This window comes from Actinoplanes sp. TBRC 11911 (assembly GCF_012933445.1).
GTDB lineage: Bacteria > Actinomycetota > Actinomycetes > Mycobacteriales > Micromonosporaceae > Actinoplanes.
The window spans coordinates 1-26,140 of record NZ_JABBNC010000020.1; the positions used below are offsets into that span (position 1 = coordinate 1).

Annotated in this window: 22 protein-coding genes; 10 read left to right on the forward strand and 12 right to left on the reverse strand. The window is 68.3% G+C overall.

Going from position 1 to position 26,140, the window contains the following annotated elements:
- Positions 1-2,740: 2,740 nt before the first annotated feature.
- Positions 2,741-3,445 carry a hypothetical protein gene (locus HH310_RS24850; RefSeq protein ID WP_248294393.1) on the forward strand — a complete coding sequence of 235 codons (705 nt, stop codon included), beginning with the start codon at positions 2,741-2,743 and terminating at the stop codon, positions 3,443-3,445.
- Between the two features lie 515 nt (positions 3,446-3,960).
- Here the strand turns inward: HH310_RS24850 and HH310_RS24855 are convergent.
- Both HH310_RS24855 and HH310_RS24860 read right to left on the reverse strand, forming a co-directional pair.
- A complete protein-coding gene (locus HH310_RS24855; protein ID WP_248294387.1) occupies positions 3,961-4,923 on the reverse strand; it encodes a D-alanine--D-alanine ligase in 963 nt (320 codons plus the stop codon).
- An 8-nt stretch (positions 4,924-4,931) separates the two neighbouring features.
- Positions 4,932-6,239, reverse strand: a complete 1,308-nt coding sequence (locus HH310_RS24860; protein ID WP_169178055.1) for a PLP-dependent aminotransferase family protein — start codon at positions 6,237-6,239, stop codon at positions 4,932-4,934.
- Between the two features lie 187 nt (positions 6,240-6,426).
- Between HH310_RS24860 and HH310_RS24865 the strand changes: the two genes are divergently transcribed.
- Positions 6,427-7,098 (forward strand): GNAT family N-acetyltransferase, encoded by a 672-nt coding sequence (locus HH310_RS24865; RefSeq protein WP_169178056.1) that lies wholly within the window; start codon positions 6,427-6,429, stop codon positions 7,096-7,098.
- An 8-nt stretch (positions 7,099-7,106) separates the two neighbouring features.
- Here the strand turns inward: HH310_RS24865 and HH310_RS24870 are convergent, their stop codons facing one another.
- From HH310_RS24870 to HH310_RS24905, 8 genes are all read right to left on the reverse strand, one after another.
- Positions 7,107-8,252, reverse strand: coding sequence for an N-acetylmuramoyl-L-alanine amidase (locus HH310_RS24870; protein WP_169178057.1), 1,146 nt, complete (start codon positions 8,250-8,252; stop codon positions 7,107-7,109).
- A gap of 134 nt (positions 8,253-8,386) precedes the next feature.
- Entirely contained in the window at positions 8,387-8,716 is a 330-nt protein-coding gene (gene trxA / locus HH310_RS24875; RefSeq protein ID WP_169178058.1) for a thioredoxin, read from the reverse strand.
- Between the two features lie 24 nt (positions 8,717-8,740).
- Positions 8,741-9,700, reverse strand: coding sequence for a thioredoxin-disulfide reductase (trxB, locus tag HH310_RS24880; protein WP_169178059.1), 960 nt, complete (start codon positions 9,698-9,700; stop codon positions 8,741-8,743).
- 135 nt (positions 9,701-9,835) lie between these two features.
- Positions 9,836-10,666 carry a hypothetical protein gene (locus HH310_RS24885; RefSeq protein ID WP_169178060.1) on the reverse strand — a complete coding sequence of 277 codons (831 nt, stop codon included), beginning with the start codon at positions 10,664-10,666 and terminating at the stop codon, positions 9,836-9,838.
- Complete coding sequence (gene sigM, locus HH310_RS24890; protein WP_169178061.1) at positions 10,663-11,328, reverse strand: RNA polymerase sigma factor SigM; 666 nt, start codon at positions 11,326-11,328, stop codon at positions 10,663-10,665. Before sigM ends, HH310_RS24885 begins: the two co-directional genes overlap by 4 nt.
- Before the next feature lie 21 nt (positions 11,329-11,349).
- Complete coding sequence (locus HH310_RS24895) at positions 11,350-12,891, reverse strand: protein kinase family protein (protein WP_169178062.1); 1,542 nt, start codon at positions 12,889-12,891, stop codon at positions 11,350-11,352.
- 237 nt (positions 12,892-13,128) lie between these two features.
- On the reverse strand, positions 13,129-14,895 hold the full coding sequence (murJ, locus tag HH310_RS24900) for a murein biosynthesis integral membrane protein MurJ (RefSeq protein ID WP_169178063.1): 1,767 nt from the start codon (positions 14,893-14,895) through the stop codon (positions 13,129-13,131).
- 48 nt (positions 14,896-14,943) lie between these two features.
- Positions 14,944-15,876, reverse strand: coding sequence for a hypothetical protein (locus HH310_RS24905; protein ID WP_169178064.1), 933 nt, complete (start codon positions 15,874-15,876; stop codon positions 14,944-14,946).
- Between the two features lie 3 nt (positions 15,877-15,879).
- Between HH310_RS24905 and HH310_RS24910 the strand changes: the two genes are divergently transcribed.
- From HH310_RS24910 to HH310_RS24930, 5 genes are read left to right on the forward strand one after another with little or no spacing between them, the layout of a single operon-like run.
- A complete protein-coding gene (locus HH310_RS24910; protein WP_169178065.1) occupies positions 15,880-17,310 on the forward strand; it encodes a CCA tRNA nucleotidyltransferase in 1,431 nt (476 codons plus the stop codon).
- Positions 17,310-18,011 carry a (2Fe-2S)-binding protein gene (locus tag HH310_RS24915; RefSeq protein ID WP_312034299.1) on the forward strand — a complete coding sequence of 234 codons (702 nt, stop codon included), beginning with the start codon at positions 17,310-17,312 and terminating at the stop codon, positions 18,009-18,011. The genes HH310_RS24910 and HH310_RS24915 overlap by 1 nt, the downstream gene beginning before the upstream one ends.
- 33 nt (positions 18,012-18,044) lie before the next feature.
- Positions 18,045-18,500, forward strand: coding sequence for a methylated-DNA--[protein]-cysteine S-methyltransferase (locus HH310_RS24920; RefSeq protein WP_169178067.1), 456 nt, complete (start codon positions 18,045-18,047; stop codon positions 18,498-18,500).
- A 32-nt stretch (positions 18,501-18,532) separates the two neighbouring features.
- Positions 18,533-18,736: a hypothetical protein gene (locus HH310_RS24925; protein WP_169178068.1), complete on the forward strand. Its 204-nt coding sequence runs from the start codon at positions 18,533-18,535 to the stop codon at positions 18,734-18,736.
- Positions 18,733-19,113, forward strand: a complete 381-nt coding sequence (locus tag HH310_RS24930) for a hypothetical protein (protein ID WP_169178069.1) — start codon at positions 18,733-18,735, stop codon at positions 19,111-19,113. Before HH310_RS24925 ends, HH310_RS24930 begins: the two co-directional genes overlap by 4 nt.
- 53 nt (positions 19,114-19,166) lie before the next feature.
- On the opposite strand, the gene HH310_RS24935 is transcribed toward HH310_RS24930, so the two are convergent.
- Positions 19,167-20,246 carry an inositol-3-phosphate synthase gene (locus HH310_RS24935; RefSeq protein ID WP_169178070.1) on the reverse strand — a complete coding sequence of 360 codons (1,080 nt, stop codon included), beginning with the start codon at positions 20,244-20,246 and terminating at the stop codon, positions 19,167-19,169.
- 20 nt (positions 20,247-20,266) lie between these two features.
- Positions 20,267-20,899 carry a PadR family transcriptional regulator gene (locus tag HH310_RS24940; RefSeq protein WP_169178071.1) on the reverse strand — a complete coding sequence of 211 codons (633 nt, stop codon included), beginning with the start codon at positions 20,897-20,899 and terminating at the stop codon, positions 20,267-20,269.
- Positions 20,900-21,059: 160 nt separating this feature from the next.
- Between HH310_RS24940 and HH310_RS24945 the strand changes: the two genes are divergently transcribed.
- From HH310_RS24945 to HH310_RS24955, 3 genes are all read left to right on the forward strand, one after another.
- On the forward strand, positions 21,060-21,524 hold the full coding sequence (locus HH310_RS24945; protein ID WP_169178072.1) for a DUF5318 domain-containing protein: 465 nt from the start codon (positions 21,060-21,062) through the stop codon (positions 21,522-21,524).
- A 430-nt stretch (positions 21,525-21,954) separates the two neighbouring features.
- On the forward strand, positions 21,955-24,438 hold the full coding sequence (locus HH310_RS24950; protein ID WP_312034300.1) for a transglycosylase domain-containing protein: 2,484 nt from the start codon (positions 21,955-21,957) through the stop codon (positions 24,436-24,438).
- A gap of 110 nt (positions 24,439-24,548) precedes the next feature.
- Positions 24,549-26,069: a glycosyltransferase family 87 protein gene (locus HH310_RS24955; RefSeq protein ID WP_169178074.1), complete on the forward strand. Its 1,521-nt coding sequence runs from the start codon at positions 24,549-24,551 to the stop codon at positions 26,067-26,069.
- Positions 26,070-26,140: the final 71 nt, after the last annotated feature.

Consider the following 26,140-nt stretch of genomic DNA (forward strand, 5'->3'; position numbering starts at 1 on the left):
GAGCCGGGAGCCGGGAGCCGGGAGCCGGGAGCCGGGAGCCGGGAGCCGGGAGCCGGGAGTGTGCAGTGTTTCACGTGAAACAAAGGGTTGCTAACGGCCACGTCCGGCGGCAATTGCAGGACGCCGCCCGGTGGCGCCCAAGCGGCCGTCCCCGACGTCTTCTTCACTTCGAACCCAACGACGCCGTGCTCGGTCGAGGCCCGCCGAAAGACTTCTTACGGCGGTCTCTGACCTCAGGCTCTCGCGGCGTCGACGCGACGGTGCTGTTTCGTCCTGAGGGATTGGGCCTCTTGGGAGTGAATCCGCGGCAGCATCGCGGAAGCGTCGATGGGCGCCTGCCTTGAGTGCGACTAGGAACCCCGCGCCATCGCCTCATCCACGGCGACGTGGCCGACCACGGCGGCTCGGGAGTTCTGAAGGCGCGGCGCGACGTTTCGCGTGAAACGATCGCCGTTGGCGCATCGTGCGATTGATTCCACCGAGTACTGGCCGCGCCCGCCACATCCGCCATCGGCCCGCTGAGGGAACGCGAGCGTTGCGTCCCGCGCCATTCGGCGGTTCGGTTCCCTGGAGCTGATGAAGCGCGTCAAAGCGCGAGACGGGTGAGTCTCGGTCCGTGCGACTTTGGATCGCGCCCGTCTACCTTGTAGGTCGAGGCGGGTCGGGTTCGGGCGGGCGTCGAAGGACGAGGCGCTGTTTGCTGCTGCACGTCATCGTCTCCGCCGGCACCGCTCGAAGCGGTTGGTCTGCTTGCTGAGGCGGCGACGATTCGACGACCACCAAAGGATCCGACCGCCTGGTGGGCAGTGGCTACGAGGGCTGTGGAGGTCGAGAGCCAGGCTCCAAGTCGACCAAGAAGAGGCCGCACGTTATCGAGGTGGGCTCTGGGCAACGGTCGCCCGTCCTCGAATCGGCCCAGGCTTCCGTCACCCCGCTCTGTACTGCTCGGACGCGAGGGCGGGCGACCACTCCGCCCGGAAGCCGCTCGTCTCGCGGAACGCCCCTTGCTGCGGTGGCTCGGCCTCGCGATCTGGTCCTCCGCTTGCGCCAGGCAAGGCCGCTGCCTTTGTCCCGCCGGCTGCCTCGGGATCATCCTTGGTTGCCCTTTCCGGCCGTGGGTGTGCTACGTGGCTCAGTTCTCCGACGCCGTCGGTCGCGTCGACGAGTCGGGGCCTTCTCCACGTCGGTCATCCGGAGTTTCTGTCATAGTCCGTTACGCGTCGGGGCCCCACGCGTTCGCCTGCCATCCCAGAGGGCGATGCGGCCCGGGCCGGCCGACAAGGACGTGGCGGTCAGTATCAGCGGTTGCGATCCAACTCCAACGTGCAGACGCATCGGCGCCGTCAATGACGGGACGCCGGCGGAGTCGTTTGGACAACTCGAGCGGGCAAACCCGGATCTCCGTGGGGCGCCTGAGGCGCGGCCCCGAGAGATTGCAAGGCAGGACGATCCCCAAGATGTGCGGGAGAACTGCCCGCCTGCCGCCTCGCTTGTCAGATCCGCGGTGCCCCTCGCGTCTGCCGCGCTTCCGCACCCAGCCGAGCCCGCGCGCCTCTTGCTCGCTTCCGTGAGGCGCGGCCACCGCCGGTGCCGCTCGCCCGCCGCACCTGCCGCGCCTACTCGGCAGTGCCTGCACGGCGGCGTCCGCCCAGCCGAGCGGCGCTTGCCCGGCGGCGTCAGCTCGGCGGGACTTGCCCGGCGATGCTCGCTCCGCGACCGCCTGCCCAGCGACCGCCTGCCCAGCGGCGTTCGCCCAGCGGTGCTCGCTCGGCAGCGTCCGCCGGGCGATGCTCGCTCCGCGACCGCCTGCCCAGCGGTGCTCGCCCAGCGGTGCTCGCCCAGCGGTGCTCGCCCAGCGGTGCTCGCCCAGCGGTGCTCGCCCAGCGGTGCTCGCCCAGCAGCGTCCGCCGGGCGATGCGCGCCCCGCGACCGCCTGCCCAGCGGCGCTTGCCTGGCAGCGTCCGCCCGGCGATGCCCGCCCGGCGATGCCCGCCCGCGCCCGAGTGCACAGCAGCGCCCGGCGACGTCAGGCCAGCGGCGCCCATCCCCGCCGCCGGCCCAAGAGCAACACACCGCGACCGGCCCGACGGCGCTTACGCCGCCGACGGCCTGTCCCGCGCCTGCCATACCCATTCGGTAGCCACCCGACCGCGATGCAGCCCCATCACCCGCGCCTCAATCGACGTATTCGGATATCCACAGGCTTGGGCGCCCCTACCCGATAGCCACGACCCACGACCCGCTCAACCCGTATCGAGGAATTCTCATGAATAGCCCTGGCCGCTGGGCAACTTCGGTCACTGCATGGCCCAGGAAGGGCGTCGGCCGGCCTACAACCAAACCCTGCCCAGAGGCCCAGCGCCATCAGGCCACGCCACTATCCACACCCTGTGCGTAACCGCTGTGTGAAACGGGGCGTGCGCCGTTTCACGTGAAACGGTGCCGATGTTGGGGTGTGTCTCCAGGGTTGTATCCACAGGGGGCACAGGCCTCCGACGTCGTGTTTCACGTGAAACGGGGGAGCCTGTGGATAACTTCTGTGGATAACTTTTGGTGTGCTGAACTGCCCACGGACGGTGACCCGGGTCGGACGATCACGGGCCGTAAAACGGATGAACGATCGGCGCGAAAATGAGTGCGGACAGCACCTCCTGGGCTGGGCTAAGGTCACCCCGTGCCCGAGAACCCCACCCCGCTTCCCGACTTCACACGTTGGCCGTCGTTCCCCTTCGAGGGCGACATGCGGGTCAAGCAGCTGGCCGCTCCCGTCGAGGTTGAGCCGGCCCGCGCCGGCGAGGACGCCACCGACTGTGTCGCATGCAGCACGCCGGACGACGCGTACATCTGGGTGAGCGAACGTTGGCGCGTCCGCGCGATGGACCGTCCCACCGGGCTTCCGATGGTCCTCATCCTGGAGTGTCGATCACACCTCGACCTCGGTGATCTCCCCAACCTCCTGGCCGCCGAGCTCGGCGTGATGACGGTGCGGCTCGAGCGAGCCATTCGATCGCTGGACGGCGTGGCACGCGTACACGTGAATCGCTGGGGAGACGGCTCGGCGCATCTGCACCTGTGGTTTCTCGCCCGGCCGCAGGGCCGGCTTCAGCTGCGGGGCACGTTCCTCACGCTGTGGGACGACATCCTGCCGGTCATTCCCGAGCAGCAGTGGCGCGAAAATCTGGCTCTGGTCGCGGCCTGGCTCGCCGAGTTCGGTGGCAAGGCCATCGCCGAGCCGCCGCACATCGAGTGGGAGTCCCCGTCCACGATCACGTTCGCCTCGGACGGCGAGAATCCCGAAGAGGCCGCCCGCCCTGAGCAGCAGCCGCCCGAAGCACCCCGCCCCGACGCACCCCAGCCCGACCGGCCCCACGACCAGTCGGTGACGATCGCCGGCGAGAGCGGCGCGGCCGACACCCCACACTCCCAGACGGCAACCCACCCCTAAAGCCAAGATCCGGTACGCCCAATGCTCCGCTCCCAAACCCTCCATCCCGTACGCCGAAAGCCCCGCCCCAACCGCACAGGTTGTGTGCCAGCGTGCGGCCAAAGATGACATGGGTTGTGCTGCGCCGAGGGCTCTTCCGCTGAGCCGTCAGTGACTAAGCCGTTGGTTCGCGCACTTGATCTCGTGCGATGACCCGGGCTCGCGTGTCGTGCGAGTGTGGGTGCAGGGCCGCCGCGGGCTTGGCGGGCTTGGCGGGCTTGACGCGGTGAGCGCTACGTCTGACGAGAAAGACCTGTCGGTCCGAAACCGTCCCTCTGATCACGCTCTAAAGGTCATGCGCTCTGTGCAACGCCGACCCCACGGATCTCCGAGCCCGTCACGCGCGCTTGGGGGCCCAGCCCCGGGATCAGCCTCCGCCCACGGGCCGGCGCAGGCCGCCCACCACCCCGCAGGCGGCACCGCCCCCAAACCCACGAGCGCCACCCACCGACTAGATAAAGCCAAAGACACGACCCTCACGGCCGCGCCCGGGACACCGCCCTCTCGACCAGCGTCGCCATGAGGTCGCCCAGATCCATCCCCGCGGCCTGGAGCGCCAACGGCATCAACGACGTCTCCGTCATCCCGGGTGACACGTTGATGCCCAGCACATGCGGCGACCCGTCCTCGCCCACGATCAGATCGACGCGGGAAAGGTCTCGAAGGCCGAGCGCCTTGTGTGTCGCGATGGCCGTTTCCGCGACGCGGGCCGCGACCTTGTCGTCCAGCCGGGCCGGCACGTGCCACGTGGTCAAGCCGGCCGTGTAGCGGGCCGCGTAGTCGTACACCCCGTCGCGCGGGACGATCTCGACCGGTGGCAGTGCCTGCGGGCCGTCGCCCAGGTCGACGATCGAGACGGCCACGTCCATGCCGGGGACGAACTTTTCCACGAGCGCCGTCGAGTCGTACGCGAAGCAGCCGACCATCGCGGCCGGCATGTCGGCCTCCTCGCGGACCACCGCCGCGCCCAGCCCGGAACCGCCCTGCGCCGGCTTCACCATCAGCGGCAGACCCAGCCGGTTCACGATCCGGTCCAGCACCGCCACCGCGCCCAGCTCGGAGAACCGGTCGTGCGGCAGCGCCACCCAATCGGGCGTCGGAATGCCGGCCTCGCGCAGCATCGCCTTCGCCGACGGCTTGTCCCACGCGAGGCGGGAGGCGCGCGCGTCGCAACCCACGTACGGCACGCCGCACAGGTCGAGCACGCCGCGCAGCGAACCGTCCTCACCGGTGGCGCCGTGCAGGGCGAGCACGATCGCGTCCGGCGGATCCTCGGTCAGGGCCGGGAGCAGCGACACGTCGGCGTCGCGCATCTCGGTCTGCAAACCCACCGCGCGGAGCGCGTCCAGCACCCGGCGACCAGACTTCAGCGACACGTCCCTCTCGTAGGACAGACCGCCCGCCAGAACCATCACGCGCACATCGTCACCCGTACCCATGGAAGTGATCATGCCAAGTCGGGACCGGGCACATCGGCGGCGGCCGGGCCACGGCGGTGATGCGGTGTGGTCGCGGAGGCTCCGAAGACCGCACGCATCTCGAGTTCCTGCTCCATCACTCCGGCGAGGCGGCGCACACCCTCGCGGAGGCGTTCCGGAGAGGCGTACGAGAAATTGAGTCTCATGTTGCTCGTGCCGGTGCCGTCGGCGTAGAAACCGGTTCCCGGCACGTACGCCACGCGGGCCGCGATCGCCCGCGGCATCATCGCCTTCGAGTCGAGTCCCTCGGGGATCGTCGCCCAGACAAACAGGCCACCGGTCGGGTTTGTCCACGTTGTACCGACGGGCATCAGATCATCGAGCGCGCTGAGCAACGCGTCCCGGCGTTCGCGGTAGATCTCGCGGTACGACTTGATCTGCTCGCGCCACGGCATCGTCGACAGGTACTGCACGATCGCCCCTTGCGCGAACGCACTGGGACACAACACGTTCGCCTCGGTCATCATCACCAGCTTTTCCCGTACGGCGTGCGGGGCCAGAATCCAGCCGACGCGCAACCCGGGAGCGAACGTCTTCGAGAACGTGCTCACGTAGAACACACCGTCACGGCGCCGAGCCCGAAGCGGCAGCGGCGCGTCACCCTCGAACGACAACATCCCGTACGGGTCGTCCTCCACCACCAGTAAGCCGGCCCGCTCGCAGATGTCGAGGACCTGCTCGCGGCGTTCCTCGGAGAGCGTCACGCCGGCCGGGTTCTGAAACGTCGGGATCGTGTAGAGGAACTTCGCCTTGCGACCCGATCGCTCGGTCGCCCGGATGGCCTCCTCGAGCGCGGCCGGGATCAGCCCGTCGTCGTCCATCGGCACGTGATGGACGTGCGCCTGCGCGGCCTGGAAGACGCCGAGCGCGCCCACGTAGCTCGGGCCCTCGGCGAGCACCACGTCGCCCGGGTCCAGAAACAGCCGGGCCAGCAGGTCGAGTGCCTGCTGGCCGCCGACGGTCACCACCACGTCGTCGGGAGACGCGCCGTGGATGCCGGACAGCGTCATCACCTCGCAGATGCGCTCGCGCAGCTCGATCGTCCCCTGGCCGATTCCGTACTGGAGGCTGGACGCGCCATGCTCGGAGGCGAGCCGGCCGAGCATCTCACCGACCGCGTCGAGCGGCAGGGCCTGGATGTAGGGCGAGCCACCGGCGAGCGACACGACCTCGGGACGACTAGCGACGGAGAAAAGTGCGCGGATCTCGGAGGTGGTCATGCCACGCACCCGCCGCGCGTAACGATCCGTGTAGTCGTCCTGGGTTGTGCCGGTCATGCGGCTGTCTCCTCACCGGGGAAGGGCGTCTCGCGTCCGGAAGCACCGATATTAGTCGGACGTTGCCCGGCGGGTCGCACTGTTAAATTCGACCAGGTCCCGTTCATGGAGTTCACAGCGTAGGATCCGACCGGGGGCGCGGACTAGGCATGTGACATGGCCGTGCTTGAGGAACAGGGGGATTGCAGTGTCGCGACGCCTGGTCAACTTGACCCTGGACACGCTCGAAGACCTCCCCCGGCCGTGCCGGGAGTGTGTGTTCTGGGAGCTTGATCCGGTCTCCGCCGAGCGGGCGTGCGCGTCCGGCGATCCCGGCCTGGAGAAGGAGGCGTGGGTTTCGCAGACCCTGCTCGAGTGGGGTTCCTGCGGCAAACTCGCGTACGTCGACGGCATGCCCGCCGGCTTCGTGATGTATGCGCCGCCCGCCTACGTGCCGCGCTCGATGGCCTTCCCGACCTCGCCGGTCAGCGCCGACGCCGCACTGTTGATGACCGCGCACGTGGTGGCCGCCTTCGCGGGTGGTGGGCTGGGCCGGATGCTGGTCCAGGGCGTCGCCCGTGATCTCACCAAGCGCGGCGTGAAGGCGATCGAGGCGTTCGGCGACGCGAAATTCGGCGAGGCCGACGACGAGCGCCAGCAGAACTCGTGCGTCGCGCCGGTCGACTTCTTCCTGTCGGTGGGCTTCAAGACGGTACGCCCGCACCCGCGCTACCCGAGGCTGCGGCTGGAGCTGCGCACCGCCCTGTCGTGGAAGTCCGACGTCGAGTACGCGTTGGAGAAGCTGCTCGGCTCGATGAGCCCGGAAACCCTGCTTCGCCCCGTACGCCCCGCCACCGCCACCCGTTCGGTGGAGAACTAGCTAGACCCCTACTTGTTGGCCAGCGCCATCCGCAGCTGGCGCACGTCGATCGAGCCGGTGGGCACGTCCGCCTCGACGGGGTAATACATGCGCTGCACCGCGGCCAGGACCGCCTCGACGATCTGCTCGCGGAACAACGGGTTGACCAGACGATCGCGGTCGGTCGGCGACGTCAGGTAACCGAGGTCGACGCGGACGGCCGGCATCCGGGTCAGGCGCAGCAGCTCCCACGTCTTCGCGTGGATGTGACAGTCCCGCAGACCGGTACGCACCACGATCTCGCGCTGCACCAGGTTTGCCAGTCTCTCGCCCACGGTCGAGCTGAGTCCGCTGCCGGTGCCGTAGTGGTACGTCGCCACCCCGTCGGCCATCTCGTTGTCGTGACCGTCCAAATGCAGCGAAATCAGCAGATCAGCACCCAAGCTGTTCGCCAGCGTGGCGCGCGCGGCGCCGCTCAACGGCTCGGCCGGTTTCGGTCCGCGCGTCAGGTGCACCCGCATGCCGGCCGCCGCGAGCCGGCCCTCCAGGCGGGCGGCCACGTCGAACATCAGGTCGGCCTCGGTCCACCGCAGCGGGCCCTCGGGGACCACGACACCGGTATCGTCGCCGCCGCCGTGGCCCGGGTCGATCACGATCGTCTTGCCCACCAGGTTGGTGCCGGCGCGGCGGAACGCCTCGGCCTCACGCAGCCACTGGGGACGACCGCCGACCACCTTGCGGCCGAGCCGGCGCAACGCCTTCATCGTCTGCGGGCCGCACGAACCGTCCGGCGTCAGGCCCACCTCGCGCTGGAACTGGGACACCGCGCGGGCCGTCCGCTGTCCGTAGATCGAATCGGCCCGACCGGCGTCGTAACCCATTTCGAGGAGGCGCTCCTGCAGTGCGCGCACGTCCTCGCCGACCAACGCGTCCGGAATCGAGTGGAACAGCGTGCGTGCGCCGAGCCGCCAGCGCGCCGCGTCCAGCGCGCCCCACGTCTCGTCGCCGACGAGGCCGTCGACGCCGATGCCGCGGCTCTGCTGAAACGCGCGTACGGCTTGATCGGTTTCCTCGTCGAACATGTCGGATGCCGCCTCGAGCAGTTCCAGCCCGACCAGGATCGATCGGATTTCGGCAACGGCCGGGCCGTTGTCTCCACGTCGGATGGAACGCACGCGCGACTCCCTAGAAAGAAGAACGACTTGGTGAGCGTACTCCTGGCATGCCCGGCGATCGGCGGGGCGAACCCTGTGGAAGTACGACGATGCCCCGCCGCCCACCGGGCGTCGGGGCATCGAATACGCGCTGCTTAGATGGCCGACTCGAGGAAACTCTTCAAGGCGCTCTTGGGCTTGGCGCCGATGACCGAGTTGAACGGCTCGCCACCTTTGAAGATCGTCAGCGTCGGCACCGACATGATCTGGTAGGCCCGGGTGGTCTCGGGATTCTCGTCGATGTTGATGGAGACGATCTCGACCTGACCGGCGAGGTCCGGGTCGTTGGCGAGCTCGTTGAGGAGCGGGTCCACCTTTTTGCAAGGTGCGCACCACTCGGCCCAGAAGTCCACCAATACCGGCTTGTCCGACTGCAACACGTCACTGACGAACGATGCGTCGGTGACGGGCTTGCCTGCTCCCACTAGGACCTCCTGGTCTTACGGCTGTTACAGCTCGACGAAAGAAGCGATGAAGCGCTCGGCGTCCAGGGCGGCGGCACATCCCGTACCGGCCGCGGTGATCGCCTGACGGTAGGTGTGGTCGACCAGATCGCCGGCCGCGAAGACACCCACCTGGTTGGTGCGCGTGGTCGGCGCCTCGACCTTCACGTAGCCGTCGTCGTCCAGCTCGACCTGACCCTTGAACAGCTCGCTGCGCGGGTCGTGGCCGATCGCGACGAAGACGCCGGTGACGTCGAGGTGCTTGGTCTCGCCGGTCTGCACGTTCCGCAGCCGCGCACCGTTGACCTTGCCGTCCTCGCCGAGGATCTCCTCGACGACCGAGTTCCACTCGACCTTGATCTTCGGGTTGTTCAGCGCGCGCTGCTGCATGACCTTGCTGGCCCGGAAGGAGTCGCGCCGGTGCACGATCGTCACGGTCTCGGCGAAGCGGGTGAGGAAGGTGGCCTCCTCCATCGCGGAGTCACCGCCGCCGACCACGATGATGTGCTGGTTGCGGAAGAAGAAGCCGTCACAGGTCGCACACGACGAGACGCCGTGACCGAGCAACTCCTGCTCGCCGGGCACGCCCAGCGGCCGCCACGCGGAACCGGTGGCGAGAATCACAGCCCGCGCCCAGTACTCCTTCTCGCCGACCCAGACGGTCTTGAGACCCTCGGTGCCGGCCTCGGTCGGGCGGTCGCCCAGCTCGACCCGCGTGGCGTCGTCGATGATGAACTCGGCGCCGAACTTCTCCGCCTGCGCGCGCATGTTGTCCATCAGATCCGGGCCCATGACGCCGTCCCGGAAGCCCGGGAAGTTTTCCACCTCGGTGGTGGTCATCAGAGCGCCACCAGACTGGGCGCCCTCGATCACAAGCGGGTTGAGGTTTGCCCGGGCCGCGTACAGCGCGGCGGTATACCCGGCCGGTCCCGAACCGACGATGATCAGATTGCGGACCTCGTCCACTGCCGACTCCTGTCATTTCGATTGCCGCGGGCACTGCCCGGCGACACTGCACGCTAGAACGTCATGCTGGCACGCGCCATTCCCGCGCCGGTCGGCGGTGGCCGGCCTCACGGAAGACAACCGTTGAGACGTCAATCAGCGTACCGGCACCTTGCCGAGAGTGGCGGGGCCACTTCCTGGCGTGCCGCACTCCGGACCGCTCGCCCAGGCCCATGCGCCGTTCGCGGCGGTGAACCGGACGATCAGCGCGGGGGATCCGTCGAACTTCGCATAGTCGACCGATTGCACCGAAATCATGCCACCGGCGTTCGCCCGCTGGATGGCGTCGAGGCAGGCCTGCAGACCCTGGCCCGGGTCGAGCCGGCCGAGCGGAACCGATGCTGACGCGCCGGATCGATCCTTCGGTGCGGCGGGTGCGTTCAGATCGGGTGCCGTGAGCGTCTGCGCCGCCGCGCCGCCCAGCGTCGCCTGCGTGTAGTTGGTGCCGGTGGAGAGGATCTGGGGGCTCGCCGCCGACTCCGCGGAGCCGGCCGCGGCGCTGGTCGCCGTGTCCTGCGAGCGGGAGTCGCGGCCGGCGAGGTAATCCACGCCGAACCCGACGAAAGCGACTAAACCGGCAGCCACGGCGATCGGTGCGGCCCAGCGCAGCCGGCGACGGGCGCGCCTGGCCGGTACGCGGGGAGTGGTGTCGCCACCGTCGATCACGGTCATCGCGGGCGGCGGGTTGCGGAACATCGCATCCAGGCTCGCGGCCAGCTCGTCCGGCATCGGCTCCGGCCCGAGGCGGCCCAACTCGGCACTCACCAGGTCGATGCCGCCGGTCAGTGACTCGTACGCCGTACGCCAATCGGGGTCCTCGGCGATGCGGGTGGCCACGGCGGTCTCGTCCGGCGTGCCCGCCAGCGCACCCCCGATGTAGTCGGCCAGCAGGTCGATGTCGACCCCGCCGAACTCGGCCCCGCTCACCCGCGGTCCCTCCGATCCTGTGCTCCCGGCAGCGGTGTGGCCGAAGCCGGTTCCGATGAGACGCTTCCGGGCGCCTCCGGGTTCCCGCCGGGCGGTGGGGACTCACGCAGGTAGCCCAAGGTCAGCGCCATCCGGGCACGACCGCGGGCGCACCGGCTCTTGATCGTGCCCTCGGCGACGCCCAGGATCTCGGCGGCCTCGGCCACCGCGTAGCCCTGCACGTCGACCAGCACGATCGCGGCTCGCTGGTCGGGCGGCAGCTTGGCGAGCGCCTCCCGGACGACCAGGGCGGTGTCATGATCGCTGGCTGGTGCCGCCGGTTCCACGCCCGCCGGCCGGTCGTCGGTGCGGCTGCCGTCCGGGAGCGGCACCGTCGGGTGCGCCTGCCGGCGGCGGATGCGGTCGAGGCAGGCGTTCACCACGATGCGGTGCAGCCAGGTCGTGACGGCCGAGTCGCCCCGGAAGCGCGCCGCGTTGCGATGCGCCGACAGCAGCGCATCCTGTACCGCGTCGGCGGCCTCCTCGCGGTCACCGATCGTCCGCAGCGCCACCGCCCACAGCCGGTCGCGGTGACGCCGGACGAGTTCGGCGAACGCCTCGCGGTCGCCGTCGACGTGGGCACGCAACAGCTCGGCGTCGCTCGGTGCGTCGGCGGACCTCACGCGAGCAATTTAGCGGACCCCTCAGAACCCGGTCAGCTCGATCTTGTTGACGCTCACCTGGTAGCGGTCGCCGTCCTCGGCGCGCGGCAGCTCGGTCAGGAACACGAGCACGTACTGGTACTTCTGGTTCGGGTCGAAGACCGAGAACACCTGACGGGTGCCGTCCGTCTTCTCGGTGTCGCCGTCGCCGAGCTTCTTGTACGTGTCGACGATCTTCTTGTCGCCGCTCGAGTTGTCGCCGTAGTCGGCCGGACCGGTGCGGATGTCCATGGCCACGCCCGGTGAGGACGTCTCCACCGTGATCTCGGCGAGGCGTCGAGGCGTACCCAGGTTGATCAGGACGCCCATGCCCTTCTTCAGATTTCCGAAGTCGGCGGTGTTGAAGCGCTGCGTCTGCCACACCGTGTTCGGGTCGTTGTCGACCGTGTACTTGGCCTGGGCGCTGTCCTGCCGTTCGCCCTTCGGCGGGTCGACCATGCGGACCATCGAGGCGCTGAGCGGGATCGTCTTGGGCTGCGCGACGGGCGTCTCGCTCGGGTCGTCGGTCTTGCCCGTGGTGGCGGTGGTGCCGGCGCCCGCCTGGTTCGTGGCCTTCGGCCCGGGATCGCTCGAACTGGTGATCGCGCGGATGCCGAAGACAAGACCGACGATCGCGATCACGGCGAGCGCCGCGACCCCGACCACGATCTTCGGAGTGCTGCGGGCCGGTTCGGTCGTCGTGTTCTGCGCGAAGCGGAGCGGACCGGCGTCCTCGTAGTCGTCCTCGGCGGCGGCGTCCAGCCGGGCCAGCTCGGCGGCGAGCGCGTCCGCCTCGGGGGCGGCGACCCGCTTGTCGAGCAGGTCCATCGTCAGGTCGTCGAGGTACGCCGGGACGCCGGCGCGGATCTGCCGGGGCGTCGCCGGGTTTCCGCTGCCGTCCCGGTTCGCGTCCGGCAGGGCGGACGCACCGACCTCGGCGTGCGGCCAGTGACCGGTCAGGGAGTAATAGAGAATGGCGCCGACCGCGCGAACGTCGGTCTCATGATCGTCGGCCGAGTCGGCGCGCGCGTCGGCCAGGACCACCCGGCCGTCGTCGGCGATCAGCGTCGTCCCGGGGTGCACGTTGCCGTGCACCATGCCGGTGGCGTGCACCGCGGTCAGCGCGTCGGCCAGCGCGTGGGCGATCGTCGTGGCCCGGGCCGGGTCGAGCGGGCCCTCGTGGGTCACCAGATCGCGCAGCGACTCGCCGTCGACCCACTCGCGCACCACATACGCCCGGGCGCCCTCGTCGATGGCGTCGTAGACGCCGACCAGATTGGGGTGGATCACCCGGCTGGCGTCGACCGCGGCCTGCAGCATCTCGGCGGCGGGGTCGCCACCGGGCCGGCGCAGCACCACCGCGACCGGGCGGCGCAGAATGACGTCGACGCCGCGCCAGACCTGACGGCCCGCGCTGTCGTCGTTGACGTGCTCTTCAAGCTGGTACCGCTCGGCCAGGATCTCACCGACGGTGGGTGCACCGAAGGTCATGACCGGTCCGTCCGCATCGGCCGCGGTCTCGTGGCCTTCGCCGACCTGGGTCACCCGTCCTCCTCGATGCTCCGCCACACGCGTCGTGTGCTGGCGCAACTACTGTTTCTGGACCGTACGACTATGCGCCGGAGCACACGCCGACACCGACCATACCCGCCCGGGGCCAGCCTTCGGGAGGTCGTCCCCCTGGCGCGGCTGGCTGCACATTTCCGCCGATCAGCTGGTGTGTCGTAGGTTACTCGGGCGAATTTCCTGGTCAGATGGGGTGATCGAGATCACCTTGAACGATCATCGCCCGATTTTCCGGCGAACCATCCCGACCACCTGGCTGACCTCCTGGACCCGCAGGGCGAAGGCAGCGCCCAGGTACGCGACGAGAATGATGGCCCCGCCGACGACGAGCTGGACGAACGCCTGACCGCGACCGGACGGCGCGCCGGCGCCCGGCAGCATGTGCACCACCACAAGGCCGAGCACGGCTGCGATGGCGGCGGCGATCAGGACCCGCGCCAGAGCTCCGGCGACCGAGCCGAGGTTGAGCCGGCCGATCCGGCGACGCAGCACCGCCAGCGAGATCGCCGCGGACACCACGTACGAGATCGCGTTGCCGGCCGTCATGCCCGCCGCCGAGAGCGACTTGCTCAGCACCGCGGCGAGGACCACGTACGCGCCGATCCGGACCGCCACCACGGGCAGATTGATCAGCGCGGCGGTCTTGTTGCCCTGCAGAGAATAAAAGGCGTACGTGCAGAGGTATTGAATCGACAGCGGCATGACCGCGAACGCCGCGACCACCAGCACCGTGCCGGTGTCGAGGGCGGCCTGGTTGGTGAACGCGCCACCCTGGAAGAGCATCACCGAGAGGGGTGCGCCGAGCACGCCGTAGACGACCGCGATCGGCGCGAGCGCCGCCGCCACCAGCTTGATCCCTCGGGTGAGGTCGGCACTCACCTCGGAGAAGCGGCCCTCGGAGGCCGCCGCGCTCATCTTCGGCAGCAGCGCGGTCATCACCGAGACGCCGATGATGCCGTGCGCCATCATCGTCAGAAGGAAGACGTTGTTGAAGGCCAGCACGCTGGCGCTGTCCTTGCCCGCCACCCCGTTCAGGATGCGGACCACCGCGAAGATCGCGATCTGGTTGGCGGTGACGTAACAGAGCATCCACCCGGCCAGCCGCCCGATCTCGCCCATGCCCAGCGATCGCGGTGCCCAGCGGAACTTCCAGGTGAAGCCGACCTTGCGCAGCGCGGGCAGCAGGCCGAGCGCCTGAGCCACCATGCCGAGCAGCGTGCCGCCGCCGATCAGCAGGATCCGGCCCGGCGTCATGTCCTCCGGCTGCAGGCCCTTCGTGGTGCCGAAGACGCCGATGAAGATGCCGCAGGACGCGATCACCACGATGTTGTTCAGGATCGGCGCCCACATCGGCGCGGCGAAGTGACCCCGGACGTTCAGGACCGCGCCGATCAGCCCGGACAGACCGGTGAAGAAGATGATCGGCAGGATCAGGTACGCGAAGTGGGTGACCAGGCTGCGATAGGCGCCGTCGGTGTCGCTGCTCGACTGGATCGCGGTGATCGCCGGCGCCAGCAGCACCACCAGAACCGTCGCGACGCCGAGCGAGACGATCGCGAAGCTGAGCAGCCGACGGGTGAATTCGAGGCCGCCGTCCGGATCGGCCTTGCGCCGCCGCACCAGCAGCGGGATCAGCACGCTGGACAGGATGCCGCCGAGCAGCAGCTCGTAGATCTGGCTGGGCAGGAAATACGCACTGGTGTACGCGTCGCCGATGCCCGCGCCCAGCGTCATGCCGATCAAGGCGTTCCGCACGAAGCCGATCAGCCGGCTGACGATGCTGCCCAGCGCCATGATCGCGCTGTTGGCCGTGGCGCTGCGGCCCTCACCGGCCGAGACCGGCTCCGGTGGTAAGGCCTGATCGCCTCCCGGCCCGCTCTGCGGCAGCGGCGAGTCCACCGAGATCAGCGTGACGCCGTCCTGCCGGATGGGGAATTCACCATCCGGGGTCGCATGCGCACTGCGATACAGGCCGCCACTCACCGATTACTCCCGAGCTGTCCGAACACGGAATCACCATAAAGGGGTAGGTCACAGGTGGCGGCGCAGGAGGGTGCCAGGTTCGGCGCCGGCCAGGGTTTCGACCATCCAGCATGCCTCGGCGGGCACAAGCGGCTCACTCAAGGCATCCAGCACCGTGGGATGATCGCAGCCGGCCTCGGTTAGCGCACCCAGCAGGGCGGGAATGGGCCGAAGGTCACCCGTGTCGAGGATGTGCCGGGCCAGCGGTCGCGTCCGGGCGTACCACGATTGGCTCGGCATGCGCTCCAGGAGCGCGGTGCACCGGCGTACGAGATCGGCCAGCAACTCACGCGGGAAGCGTGACCCACCTCGGACCTCGAGAAACGTTCGCGCCGGGCGGGTCAGCTCCGCGATGGCGGCCTCGTCGAGCACCTGCGGTGACGTGGCCGGAGGCGCCGGCCACCAGTCGGCGCTCGCGAAGAGCGGAAGCGGAGCCTGCTCCGGACCGGTCGGCGCGGGCGGCTCGACGACGCGGCGCAGCGATCGGTACGCCGCCTCACGCATCGCCAGCACCGCGGGCTCGTCGTCGTCCGGGGTGGCCGGCGCGAACGGACCGAGCAACGCCACCACCAGGCCGGGATGCGGCAGCATCGGATCGTCGAGGGCGATCACCCGGGCGAACAGATCGAGCTCCCACCAGCGCAACGCGGCCGGAAACGGCCCGCCGGGCGGTGCCGACGCCAGCGGGATCGGCGCGCTCGACGCGGGACCGCGCAGGCCCAGCGTGCGCTCGCCACTTGCCGGATCGACATCGAGCAGCAGGGCGTAGCCGCCGAGAACGGGGAAGGTCGCGCGCGGCTCACCCGCGTCGGGGTCGGTGATCGCGCCGGCGCCCGTCCAGAACTCAGGGTCCTCGCTCAGGCGGCGTAGCGCCTCGGAAACGGGCACCGCCCCATCCTGCCCGCTGAACTCGGCGATCGCCACGCCGGTTAGGCTGGTCATCCCATGTCTGTGTTGAATGCCGCTCAGCAGAAAGCGGTCGCCGAACTGCTTCGTGTGTCCCCCGTCGCGGACGAGCTGGGGCGCCGGTTCGGCGTCGCCGGCCATGAGTTGCACCTGGTGGGCGGCTCGGTGCGGGACGCCTTGCTCGGTCGGCTCGGCGACGATCTCGACTTTTGCACGGACGCGCGGCCGGAGCAGACGCTCGCGGTGGTGTCGGGCTGGGCGGACGCGATCTGGGAGACCGGGCGCGAGTTCGGGACGATCGGGATCCAGAAAAACGGTCTGCGGATCGAGATCACGACATTCCGGGCGGAAGCGTACGACGGGGTGACCCGGAATCCGACCGTCTCCTATGGAAAGACGCTGCTCGAGGATCTCTCGCGGCGCGATTTCACGATCAACGCGATGGCCGTGTCGGTGCCCGGTCACGTCTTCACGGACCCGTTCGGCGGGCTTCAAGATCTTTCAGACCAATTGATCCGTACGCCTGCGGCACCGTCGTTGTCGTTCGGCGATGATCCACTTCGGATGTTGCGAGCCGCCCGATTTGCCGCGAAATTGCAGTTTAAAGTGGACGAATCGGTTGTTTCCGCCATGCGGGATATGGCCACTGATCTGGGCCGGATCACCGCGGAACGGATCCGGGACGAATTCACCAAGCTGCTGTCCGCCGTCGATCCGGTGACCGGGCTGCGATTGCTGGTCGACACCAGCTTGGCCGATCAGTTCATTCCCGAAATTTCCGGACTTAAGCTTGAGATCGACGAGCACGCGCAGCACAAGGACGTCTACGAGCACACGCTGATCGTCGTGCAGAACGCGATCCGGCTCGAGGGCGACTCCGGCCCCGACTTCGTGCTGCGGATGTCCGCGCTCATGCACGACGTCGGCAAGCCGGCCACGAAGGCGGTCGGTCGCGACGGCCGGGTCAGCTTCCACCACCACGAGGTCGTCGGCGCGCGGCTCACCAAGCAGCGCATGAAGGCGATGAAGTACCCCAAGGACGTCACCGCCGAGGTGGTCGAGCTGGTCGCTCTCCACCTGCGCTTTTACGGGTACGGGCGGGGCGAGTGGACGGATTCGGCGGTGCGGCGCTACGTCACCGACGCCGGGCCGCTGCTGCTGCGCCTGCACAAGCTCACCCGCTCCGACGTGACGACCCGCAACAAGCGCAAGGCCGCCCAGCTCGCCGCCGACTACGACGCGCTCGAGGACCGGATCGACCGGATCGCCGCCGAGGAGGATCTGGCACGGGTCCGGCCCGACCTGGACGGCAACGCGATCATGGAGCTGCTGGGCGTGGCGCCCGGACCGGTTGTCGGTGAGGCTTGGCGTTATCTGAAGGAGCTGCGGCTCGACCGGGGGCCGCTGAACCGCGACGAGGCCGAGGCCGAGCTCTTCAAATGGGCTCGGGACAACGGTCATTTGAGCTAGTGGACGGCCGCTTCGGGCCCTATTTCTCATGGGAGCCCTATGATGGCGACCCGGCGTGGCGGCCGCTGGCGGAACTGCTCGACGCGGAGGTCGCCGCCTCGCGGGTGGAGCTGGCGCGTCGCCGGCTGTCGGAGTTGAGCCGTTCCCAGGTGGGGTCGCGTGTCGCCGCGTCGATAACCTTCCTCGGTATCGCGTCGCGGCTGGTGTCGCCGATGCTCGGCGGCGCGGTCGTCGACGGCGTCATGCCGCTGCCGGACATTTCGCTTATGTGGTGGCGGCCGGTCGAGGGCGGGCCGTTGCCGATCGCGTGCCGCGACCTGGCGCGGGGTGCCGGGGTCGCGGCGATGACCGAGCTGGTCGAGCCGTTCCTTACGGTGTTCCGGCAGCGGTTCGGGCTATCCGACCATGTGCTCTGGGGCAACGTCGCCTCCGCGCTGGGCGGTGCCAACGGCATGATCGCCGACGCCGCGCCCTCGCTGGCGGCTCGCAGCGCCGGGATCGTCGAGGAAGCGCTTGCCGTGCCGCCGCTGCTCGGGATGGCCACGCTGGTGCGACCGTCGCCGGCCCGGGAGCGGTGGTTTTTGGTGCGCCGGAATTGCTGCCTGTACTACCGGATCCCGGGTGGCGGCATGTGCGGGGACTGCGTGCTGACGCCGGAGGACGTACGGCTGCGGCAGTGGCAGTCGGTTCTCGCCCGCTGAAAAGTTGTCGTACCCCCGGGGCAGAATCGAGGCATGTTCGTCATCGACTCGCCGATCGGTCCGCTGGGTGTCGTCGTCGAGGAAGACACGGTGGTCGGGGTGCGGTTCGCCGCCCGGCCCGGCCCGTCCGCCCGCCACCCCGCGGCGGTGCAGCTCGAGGCCTATTTCGCCGGCGAGCTGACCGACTTCACGGTGCCGTTCGAGCTGCGTGGGGGCTCCGAGTTCGAGCGGGCGGTCTGGGGCGAGATCGCCAAAATCCCGTATGGCGAAATGGTTACGTACGGCGCTATCGCCACCACGCTGGGCGACCCGGGGGCGGCGCGGGCGGTCGGCATGGCCTGCAACCACAACCCGGTCCCGGTGATCGTGCCGTGCCACCGGGTGGTCGGCGCGAACGGCAAGATGGTCGGCTTCGGCGGCGGCATCGACCGCAAACGCCGCCTCCTGGAGCTCGAAGCCAAGATTGCCTTCGCACGCGCCTGGGGTTGACTAGCGCCTATAGCTGCTAGGAGACTTGCGCTATGACAACGCAAGGGGTGCAACCGACGATGGACGAGCTTCAGGCCCGTGCCATCGCCCGGCTGCAATATGCACTCAGCTGCTCGTACGAAAGAGCCGCATCGATCATTACGAGGGATCTGGATCGGTGGAAGGAGATAGCCGAGTTCGTCCGCCGTGACCAGGAGGAGAACGCCGACTTCTATCGGGAACTCGGCGATCGATGACCTACCGGGTCGATGCCGAGGACCTCCTTCTGGTCCTCGGCGAATGCACCAGCGCACGCACCAAGGTGCAGGACGTCAGCATCCTCTACTCGGCGACCGCTCGACCCGAATCCATCGTTCTCGACCAGCGAACTTTTGTGACCGTGCCGGAGCGGGCGGCGGCGCTTCTCGACGCGATCATTCGCTGGGAGCCGTTGGACATGTGGAACGCCAGTCTCGGTTGGCGGGCTGCCGGACTCATCGCACAGCGCAGCGGGGGCACTCTGAAGATTTCCGCCCTCGAGCAGATGATTCTCACCAGCGACATCCTCGACCGCCGGGTGAGCGGCGTTCCGGAGATCGCCAAGCGGCTGGCGCCGTTCCTTCGTATGGAATGAGTTGACGAAAGGCCGGGCCCACACAGCGGCCCGGCCTTTCGTTTATTGCGCGGTCAGCGCTCGACGTCGCCGCGGATGAAGGCCTCGACGGCCTCCTTCGCGTCGTGGTCGTTGTACTGGACCGGCGGGGACTTCATGAAGTAGGACGACGCGGAGAGGATCGGGCCGCCGATGCCGCGGTCCTTGGCGATCTTCGCGGCGCGGACCGCGTCGATGATGACGCCGGCCGAGTTCGGGGAGTCCCAGACCTCGAGCTTGAGCTCGGCGTTCAGCGGGGTGTCGCCGAACGAGCGGCCCTCGAGCCGGATGTACGCCCACTTGCGGTCGTCGAGCCACGGCACGTGGTCCGACGGGCCGATGTGCACGTCCGACTTGATCATCTCGTGCGGGATCTGGCTGGTCACCGACTGGGTCTTCGAGATCTTCTTGGAGACCAGGCGGTTGCGCTCCAGCATGTTCATGAAGTCCATGTTGCCGCCGAAGTTGAGCTGGTAAGTACGCAGCAGCTCGACTCCGCGGTCCTCGAACAGCTTCGCCAGCGCGCGGTGCACGATCGTGGCACCGACCTGGCTCTTGATGTCGTCACCGATGATCGGCAGGCCGGCGTCGGTGAACTTCTGAGCCCACTCCGGGGTCGACGCGATGAAGACCGGCAGCGCGTTCACGAAGGCGCAGCCCGCGTCGATCGCGGCCTGGGCGTAGAACTTGTCGGCCTCCTCGGAGCCCACCGGGAGGTACGAGACGACCACGTCGACCTGCGCGTCGCGCAGCGCCTGGGCCACGTCGACCGGCTCGGCGGTCGACTCCTCGATGATCTCGCGGTAATACGTGCCCAGACCGTCGAAGGTCGGTCCACGCTGGACGGTGACGTCGGTCGGCGGCACGTCGGTCAGCTTGATCGTGTTGTTCTCGCTGGCCACGATCGCCTCGGCCAGGTCCATGCCAACCTTCTTGGCGTCCACATCGAACGCCGCGACAAACTTCACGTCCGAAACGTGGTAGTCGCCGAAGGTCACGTGCATGAGACCCGGGACGCGGTCGTTGGGGTCGGCGTTCTTGTAATACTCCACGCCCTGCACGAGGGACGAGGCGCAGTTACCCACACCGACGATGGCGACGCGGACGGAGCCCATCGCGTTTGCCTCCTTGTTCATCACGGCCGGTCCATATGCGGACGCGGGGGTTCGGGGGGTGCGTCCCCGGCCGGGTCGGCGGGGAGATGAAGCTCCCCGCTCGGTCCCGCCGGGGTTCGGCCGGAGCGCTCATTCGTGATGAGCTCCTCCAGCCAGCGGACCTCGCGCTCGGCGGCCTCCAGGCCGTGGCGCTGAAGTTCCTGGGTGTACGCGTCGAGGCGTCCGGTGGCGCGCGACAGAACCTCGCGCAGGCCTTCACGGCGTTCCTCGACGCGGCGGCGGCGGCCCTCCAGGATCCGGAGACGGGTCGCGCGGTCGGTCCGGGAGAAGAACGCGAAATGCACGCCGAAACCGGCATCGTCGTACGTTTCCGGGCCGGCCTGGGCCAGAAGATCGGCGAACCGTTCCTTGCCCTCCGCCGTGATCTTGTAGACAACCCGCCCCCGCTTGCTGGTCATCGGGGGGATCATCGCTGCATCCGCGCTGGACTCGGTGATCCAGCCGGCGTGGTGCAAACGCTTGAGCGTCGGGTACAGAGTGCCGTAGCTGATCGCCGCGCGGATCGTGCCGAGCTTGGTGGCGAGTTCCTTACGGAGCTCGTAGCCGTGCATCGGGGCTTCCTGAAGGAGGCCGAGAATCGCCAACTCCAGCACCGGCCACCTCCCTGGTTCATGTCTCGATGTATCGGCCCGATACATCGCAACGGTAGTTCCGGTTGCAAAAGCATGCAAGGTCTTCATGGCTACGCATTGAGCGCGCCACGCTGTGTGATGGCTGTCGCTCCTTCTTGAATCACCGCGTACTCTCTTCGCCATGCGCACGCAGCGGCAGATCGTCGACTACTCGCTACAGAAGCGAGCAGTGCTGCGTGACCTGCACAGTGGTCGCATCGGGACCCTTGAGGTCTGTGATGCCTCGCCATACCTGAAGAACGCTGCTCGTTTCCACGGCGAGCCGACCGACGAGCGTTGTCCGGTCTGCCGCAAGGAAAATCTGACGCTTGTGCATTACATCTACGGCGATGAACTTAAGCAGTCCGCCGGGCAAGCCCGTAAGCTTGCCGAGCTCCCGATCCTGGCGATGACGCTGCGTGAGTTCCAGGTCTTCGTCGTGGAGGTGTGCCGCTCCTGCGCGTGGAATCACCTGATCCAGCAGTACGTGCTCGGTCGGGACGCGCTCACCGTTGACGACGTTGATCGGGACGAGGCTGTCGCGGCTTCGTCCGCCGCGGGCCGCCACCGCGATTCCGGGTCACCGCATCGGCAGGAGGGCCGCTGAGAGATGTGGCTCGTTCTCGCTACCTTTGGCACGACCTTGACCGACTCGCGCATCCAGCGACGCAATCGGTCAGCTATGACAACCGACAGGGCGGCTGCCGGTACGCAGCCCAAATCGTCCGCTCGTGGCGTCGTCGGCGAGACCTCCCCCAGGGCTCTCGCTGTACGTGCCCGCGCGACCGAGGTGTGACCGCATGAACCCGTACGGCGAACCGCAGTCCTCGCGTGCCCGGGCACGAGTGCCCGGGTCCGGTGGCGCGCCTGACGACGGTCGATATTCGGCCTCCGCGCGCCCCCCAGATCCGAATAGACGCGCGGCCGGTGGCCGTGCGTCAGTCGGTGGTGCGTCCGGGTCGGTTTCGCCCGGCCGCGCCTCGGTTGGCGGCGCCTCCGGCAGCGCGTCGGTGGGCGGTGCGTCCGGCAGCGCGTCCGTGGGTAGCGCGCGCCCGGGTGGCCGCGCCACGGTGGGCAGCGCGTCGGTGGGCAGCGCCGCCGTGGGCTCGGCGACCCCGGGACGCGCGGGTGTGGCCCGTGCCGCCGTGCGGCCGGGCGGTGCCGGCGGTCCAGGGGCCGACACGCCGGGCCGCGGCCGCTCCGGTCGCGGCAAGGACAAGTCGAAGGCGGCCAAGCGCCGCCGCCGCACGAACATCCTGACCGCCGCCGCCGCCGTGCTGGTCATCCTGCTCGGTGCCGGTGTGGTCGGCGGCACGTACTTCTTCGACGACGTCGAGCTGCCGTCGCCGAAGACCGAGGACCAGTCGAATGTCATCTTGGATGCCAAGGGCACGACGCTGGCCAAGCTGGGCGACCAGAACCGCACGGTGGTCCCCGAGCAGAAGATCAATAAGGTCGTCGAGCACGCGGTCGCCGCGGCCGAGGACAAGAACTTCTACACGCACAACGGTATCGACATGAAGGGCATCGTCCGCGCCGCGTGGAACAACTTCAGCGGTGGTACCACTCAGGGTGCGTCGACGATCACGCAGCAGTACGCACGGCACGTGGCCGACCTGAAGGCCATCAGCATCAACCGCAAGCTGCGCGAGGCGGTGGTCGCCCGCAAGCTCGAGTCCAAGTACGACAAAGACCAGATCATGGGCATGTACTTGAACTACGTCGACCTGGGCGAAGGCAGGTACGGCATCGAGGCCGCGGCTCAGGGCTACTTCGGCAAGTCGGTGATGACCCCGGCCAACGACCCGAAGGCGGTCACCCCGTACGAGGCCGCGGTGCTGGCTTCGATCATCAAGCAGCCCTACCCGAACTCGGCACACAAGGGCTACGACCCGAACTACAACCTCACCGATGCCAAGGGCCGGTGGGAGTACACGATGAAGAACATGCTTGAGATGGGCTGGATCACTCAAGCGCAGTTCGACCAGCGGAAGTACCCCACCAATATCCGCAAGCCGAGCACGGCGTCCAAGAACAACGCGCTGAACAAGCCGGAAGGCATGATCATCCGGCATGTCAAGGCCGAGCTCGCCCAGATGGGTATCAGCCAGGAGCAGTTCGACAAGGGTGGTCTGACGATCACCACGACGATCAACCCGGCGGTGCAGAAGGCGGCTGAGGAGGCGGGTTCCCGGCTGAGCAAGGAATCCCCGATGCACAAGACGCCCAAGACGTACCAGGCGGCGGTGATCGGCATCGACCCCAATACCGGCGCTGTGCTGGGCTACTACGGCGGCGACAACCCGAACGGGACGGACTACGCCGGCGGTCTGTCCGGTGACGGCACACAGATCATCGGTGGCCAGTCGCCCGGCTCGACGTTCAAGATCTACACGCTGGCCGCGGGTCTGAAAGAGGACATCTCGTTCGATACGAGATGGGACGGCACGCAGCTCCGGACCAACGGCACCAAGATCAGTAACGCGGGCGCCGAGGACAACGCGACCTGTACCACCGGTGGCGGCATCAAGAACTGCCTGTTGGAGACCGCGACCATCAAGTCGTACAACTTCGCGTTCTACGACATCGCTCGCGCGATCGGACGCGAGAAGGTCATCGAGGCAGCCCGGGCCGCCGGCGTGAAGCACCTCTACACCGACGACAACAAGCTGGTCGACCTGACCAAGACGGACAAGAGCACCTGGCTGAAGGGAGGCTACTTCGACAACGAGGTCGCCTTCGGCCAATACCGTCTCGTTCCGTTGGAGCACGCGGAGGGCGTCGCCACGATCGTGAACGGCGGTGTGCACCATGCCGCGCACTTCGTTAAAACGGTGAAGCAGGTCGACGCCGACACCGGCGCGACCAAGATCCTCAACAGCCAGAAGACGACAGGTAACCGGGTCTTCGACGCCAACCAGATGTCCGATCTTCAAGGCGTGATGCAGAAGATCGTCGACGTGGACGGCCGTAGCCTCAAGGGCGGTCGGGAGTCGGTCGGCAAGACGGGCACCTGGGAGTTCAAGGAAGGCAGCGGTGACTGCTGGTTCGTGGGTGGCATCCCGCAGCTCGCGGCCACGGTCTGGGTCGGCGCCGCCGGCAACAAGGTGGAGCTGAAAGATCCGGAGACCGGCAAGGACATGTTCGGGGCCAACGTGCCGGGGAAGATCTGGAAAAAGTTCCTCGACGACTCCGCCGCCGCGATGGACCTCGACAAGAAGGACTTCCCGCCGCGGGTTCGCACCGGCGACCCGGACAGCAAGTACGCCAACGGACAGGCCCCACCCCCGCCGCCGGTTCAGCAGCCGCAGTGTGTGCTCGGCTTCGTCGGCAACTGTGACGACAAGGGCGGCAACAACGGCGGTGGAAACAACGGTGGCAACAACAACGGCGGCGGGAACAACAACGGCGGGGGGATCTTCCCCGGCCTCCCCGGCAACAACGGGGGAGGTAACGGTGGCGGCCCCAACCAGCAACAAGGGGTCACACCCGATCAAGACGACGGAGCGGACGGCAATTAGCCGCCTGATCTGATCTCGGCCGGCGTGCATCCGATCAGGGTGCACGCCGGCTTTTGCTTAGCGGTAGGCGATGACCGAGTGGAAGACCGGAGTACGGCATGATGCCTGACATGAGCGAGCAGCCGTCCCCGTCCCCGGACACCGACCGCCGCGACGAGCCGCCCGCGAAGGCGACCTCGGACGGTTTTGTGCGGGGCCTGTCCGAGGCGATCGGTGGACCACTCGGCTCACACGCGGTCCGGCCGGATGCCCGGCGCGGGCGCTTCTGGAGCGCGGCCCGGATCATCCTGGCGCTGACGTGTCTCACGCTCGCGCTGTCCTGGGTGCAGAAGTCGCCCTGCCAGGACGGCAACTGGCAGAACGACGTCCAGTACACGCGCTTCTGCTACACCGACGTGCTCGCTCTCTACTACGCCGAGGGGCTCAACGAGGGCAAGGTGCCGTATCGGGACCAGGCGGTCGAATATCCGGTGGTCACCGGGTATTTCATGGGCGCGCTCGGACTTCCGATTCACGCGTACGGCGAGAAGCACCCCGACATCAATCAGGGCACCTGGTTCTACGACGCGAACGCGCTCGTGCTCTCGGCGCTGGCCATCGCGACCGCTGCGATCATCCTGGCGCTGCGCCGTCGGCGACCCTGGGATGCGGCGATCTTCGCGCTGTCCCCGATCCTGTTCATCTCGGCCACCGTGAACTGGGATTTCCTGGCCATCGGGCTGGCCGCGATCGGGCTCTACCTGTGGTCGAAGAACAAGGCCGTGTGGGCCGGCGTCTTCCTCGGGCTGGGCGCCGCGGCGAAACTGTGGCCGCTGTTCATCCTGGGCCCGCTGCTGATCTTGGCGATGCGCTCGGGCACGGTGAAGAGATGGATCTGGGCGTTCGCCGGAGCGGCGGTCGCCTGGGCCGCTGTCAACTTCCCGGTGTGGCAGCTCTATCACGACAGCTGGCTCAAGTTCTTCCAGCTCAACTCCGAGCGGCCGATCGACTGGGGCACGTTCTGGTATGTCGGGCGTTACCTGGACGGGAAGTGGAACAGCGGCGGGCCGGGCGACGAGGGCCCGTTCCAGTGGCTGAGCAACCACGTTCCCACCCTCAATTGGCTCACGTACGGGCTTTTCGGGCTGGCCTGCGTCGCCATCGCGCTGCTGGCACTGCTCGCCCCGCGCCGCCCCCGGTTGTCGCAGCTCGCGTTCCTGGTGGTCGCGGCGTTCCTGTTGACGAGCAAGGTCTGGTCCCAGCAGTACGTGCTCTGGCTGCTCCCGTTGATCGTGCTCGCCCGGCCCCGCTGGGGAGCGATCGTCGCGTGGACGGTTGCCGAGATCGGATACTTCACCGCGTTCTACGCCGAGCTGATGGGCGCGGGCGGCAAACAGGTCATCCCGGAGGGGACGTTCGTGCTGGCCGCGACGCTGCGGCTGGTGACCGTGGCGGTGCTGTGCGGCCTGGTGATCCGCGAGATCGTGCGGCCGGAACTGGACGTGGTGCGCCAGACCTACCGCGACCATGATCCGGACGGCGGGCCGCTGAACAGGCCGGATGTCGCGTGGGTGGCGTCGTTGCGCAGCAGGTTCGGCGTGCGGAGCCCGGCTCCGGAGCCACCGTCCCCGGCCGAACCGATCAAGGTCTGAAGCGAAACGCGGTCAGCGTGAGGGCGGCAGCTCCGCCCGGCGGCCGGGTGAGGGCCTGACGGTGCTGCTGG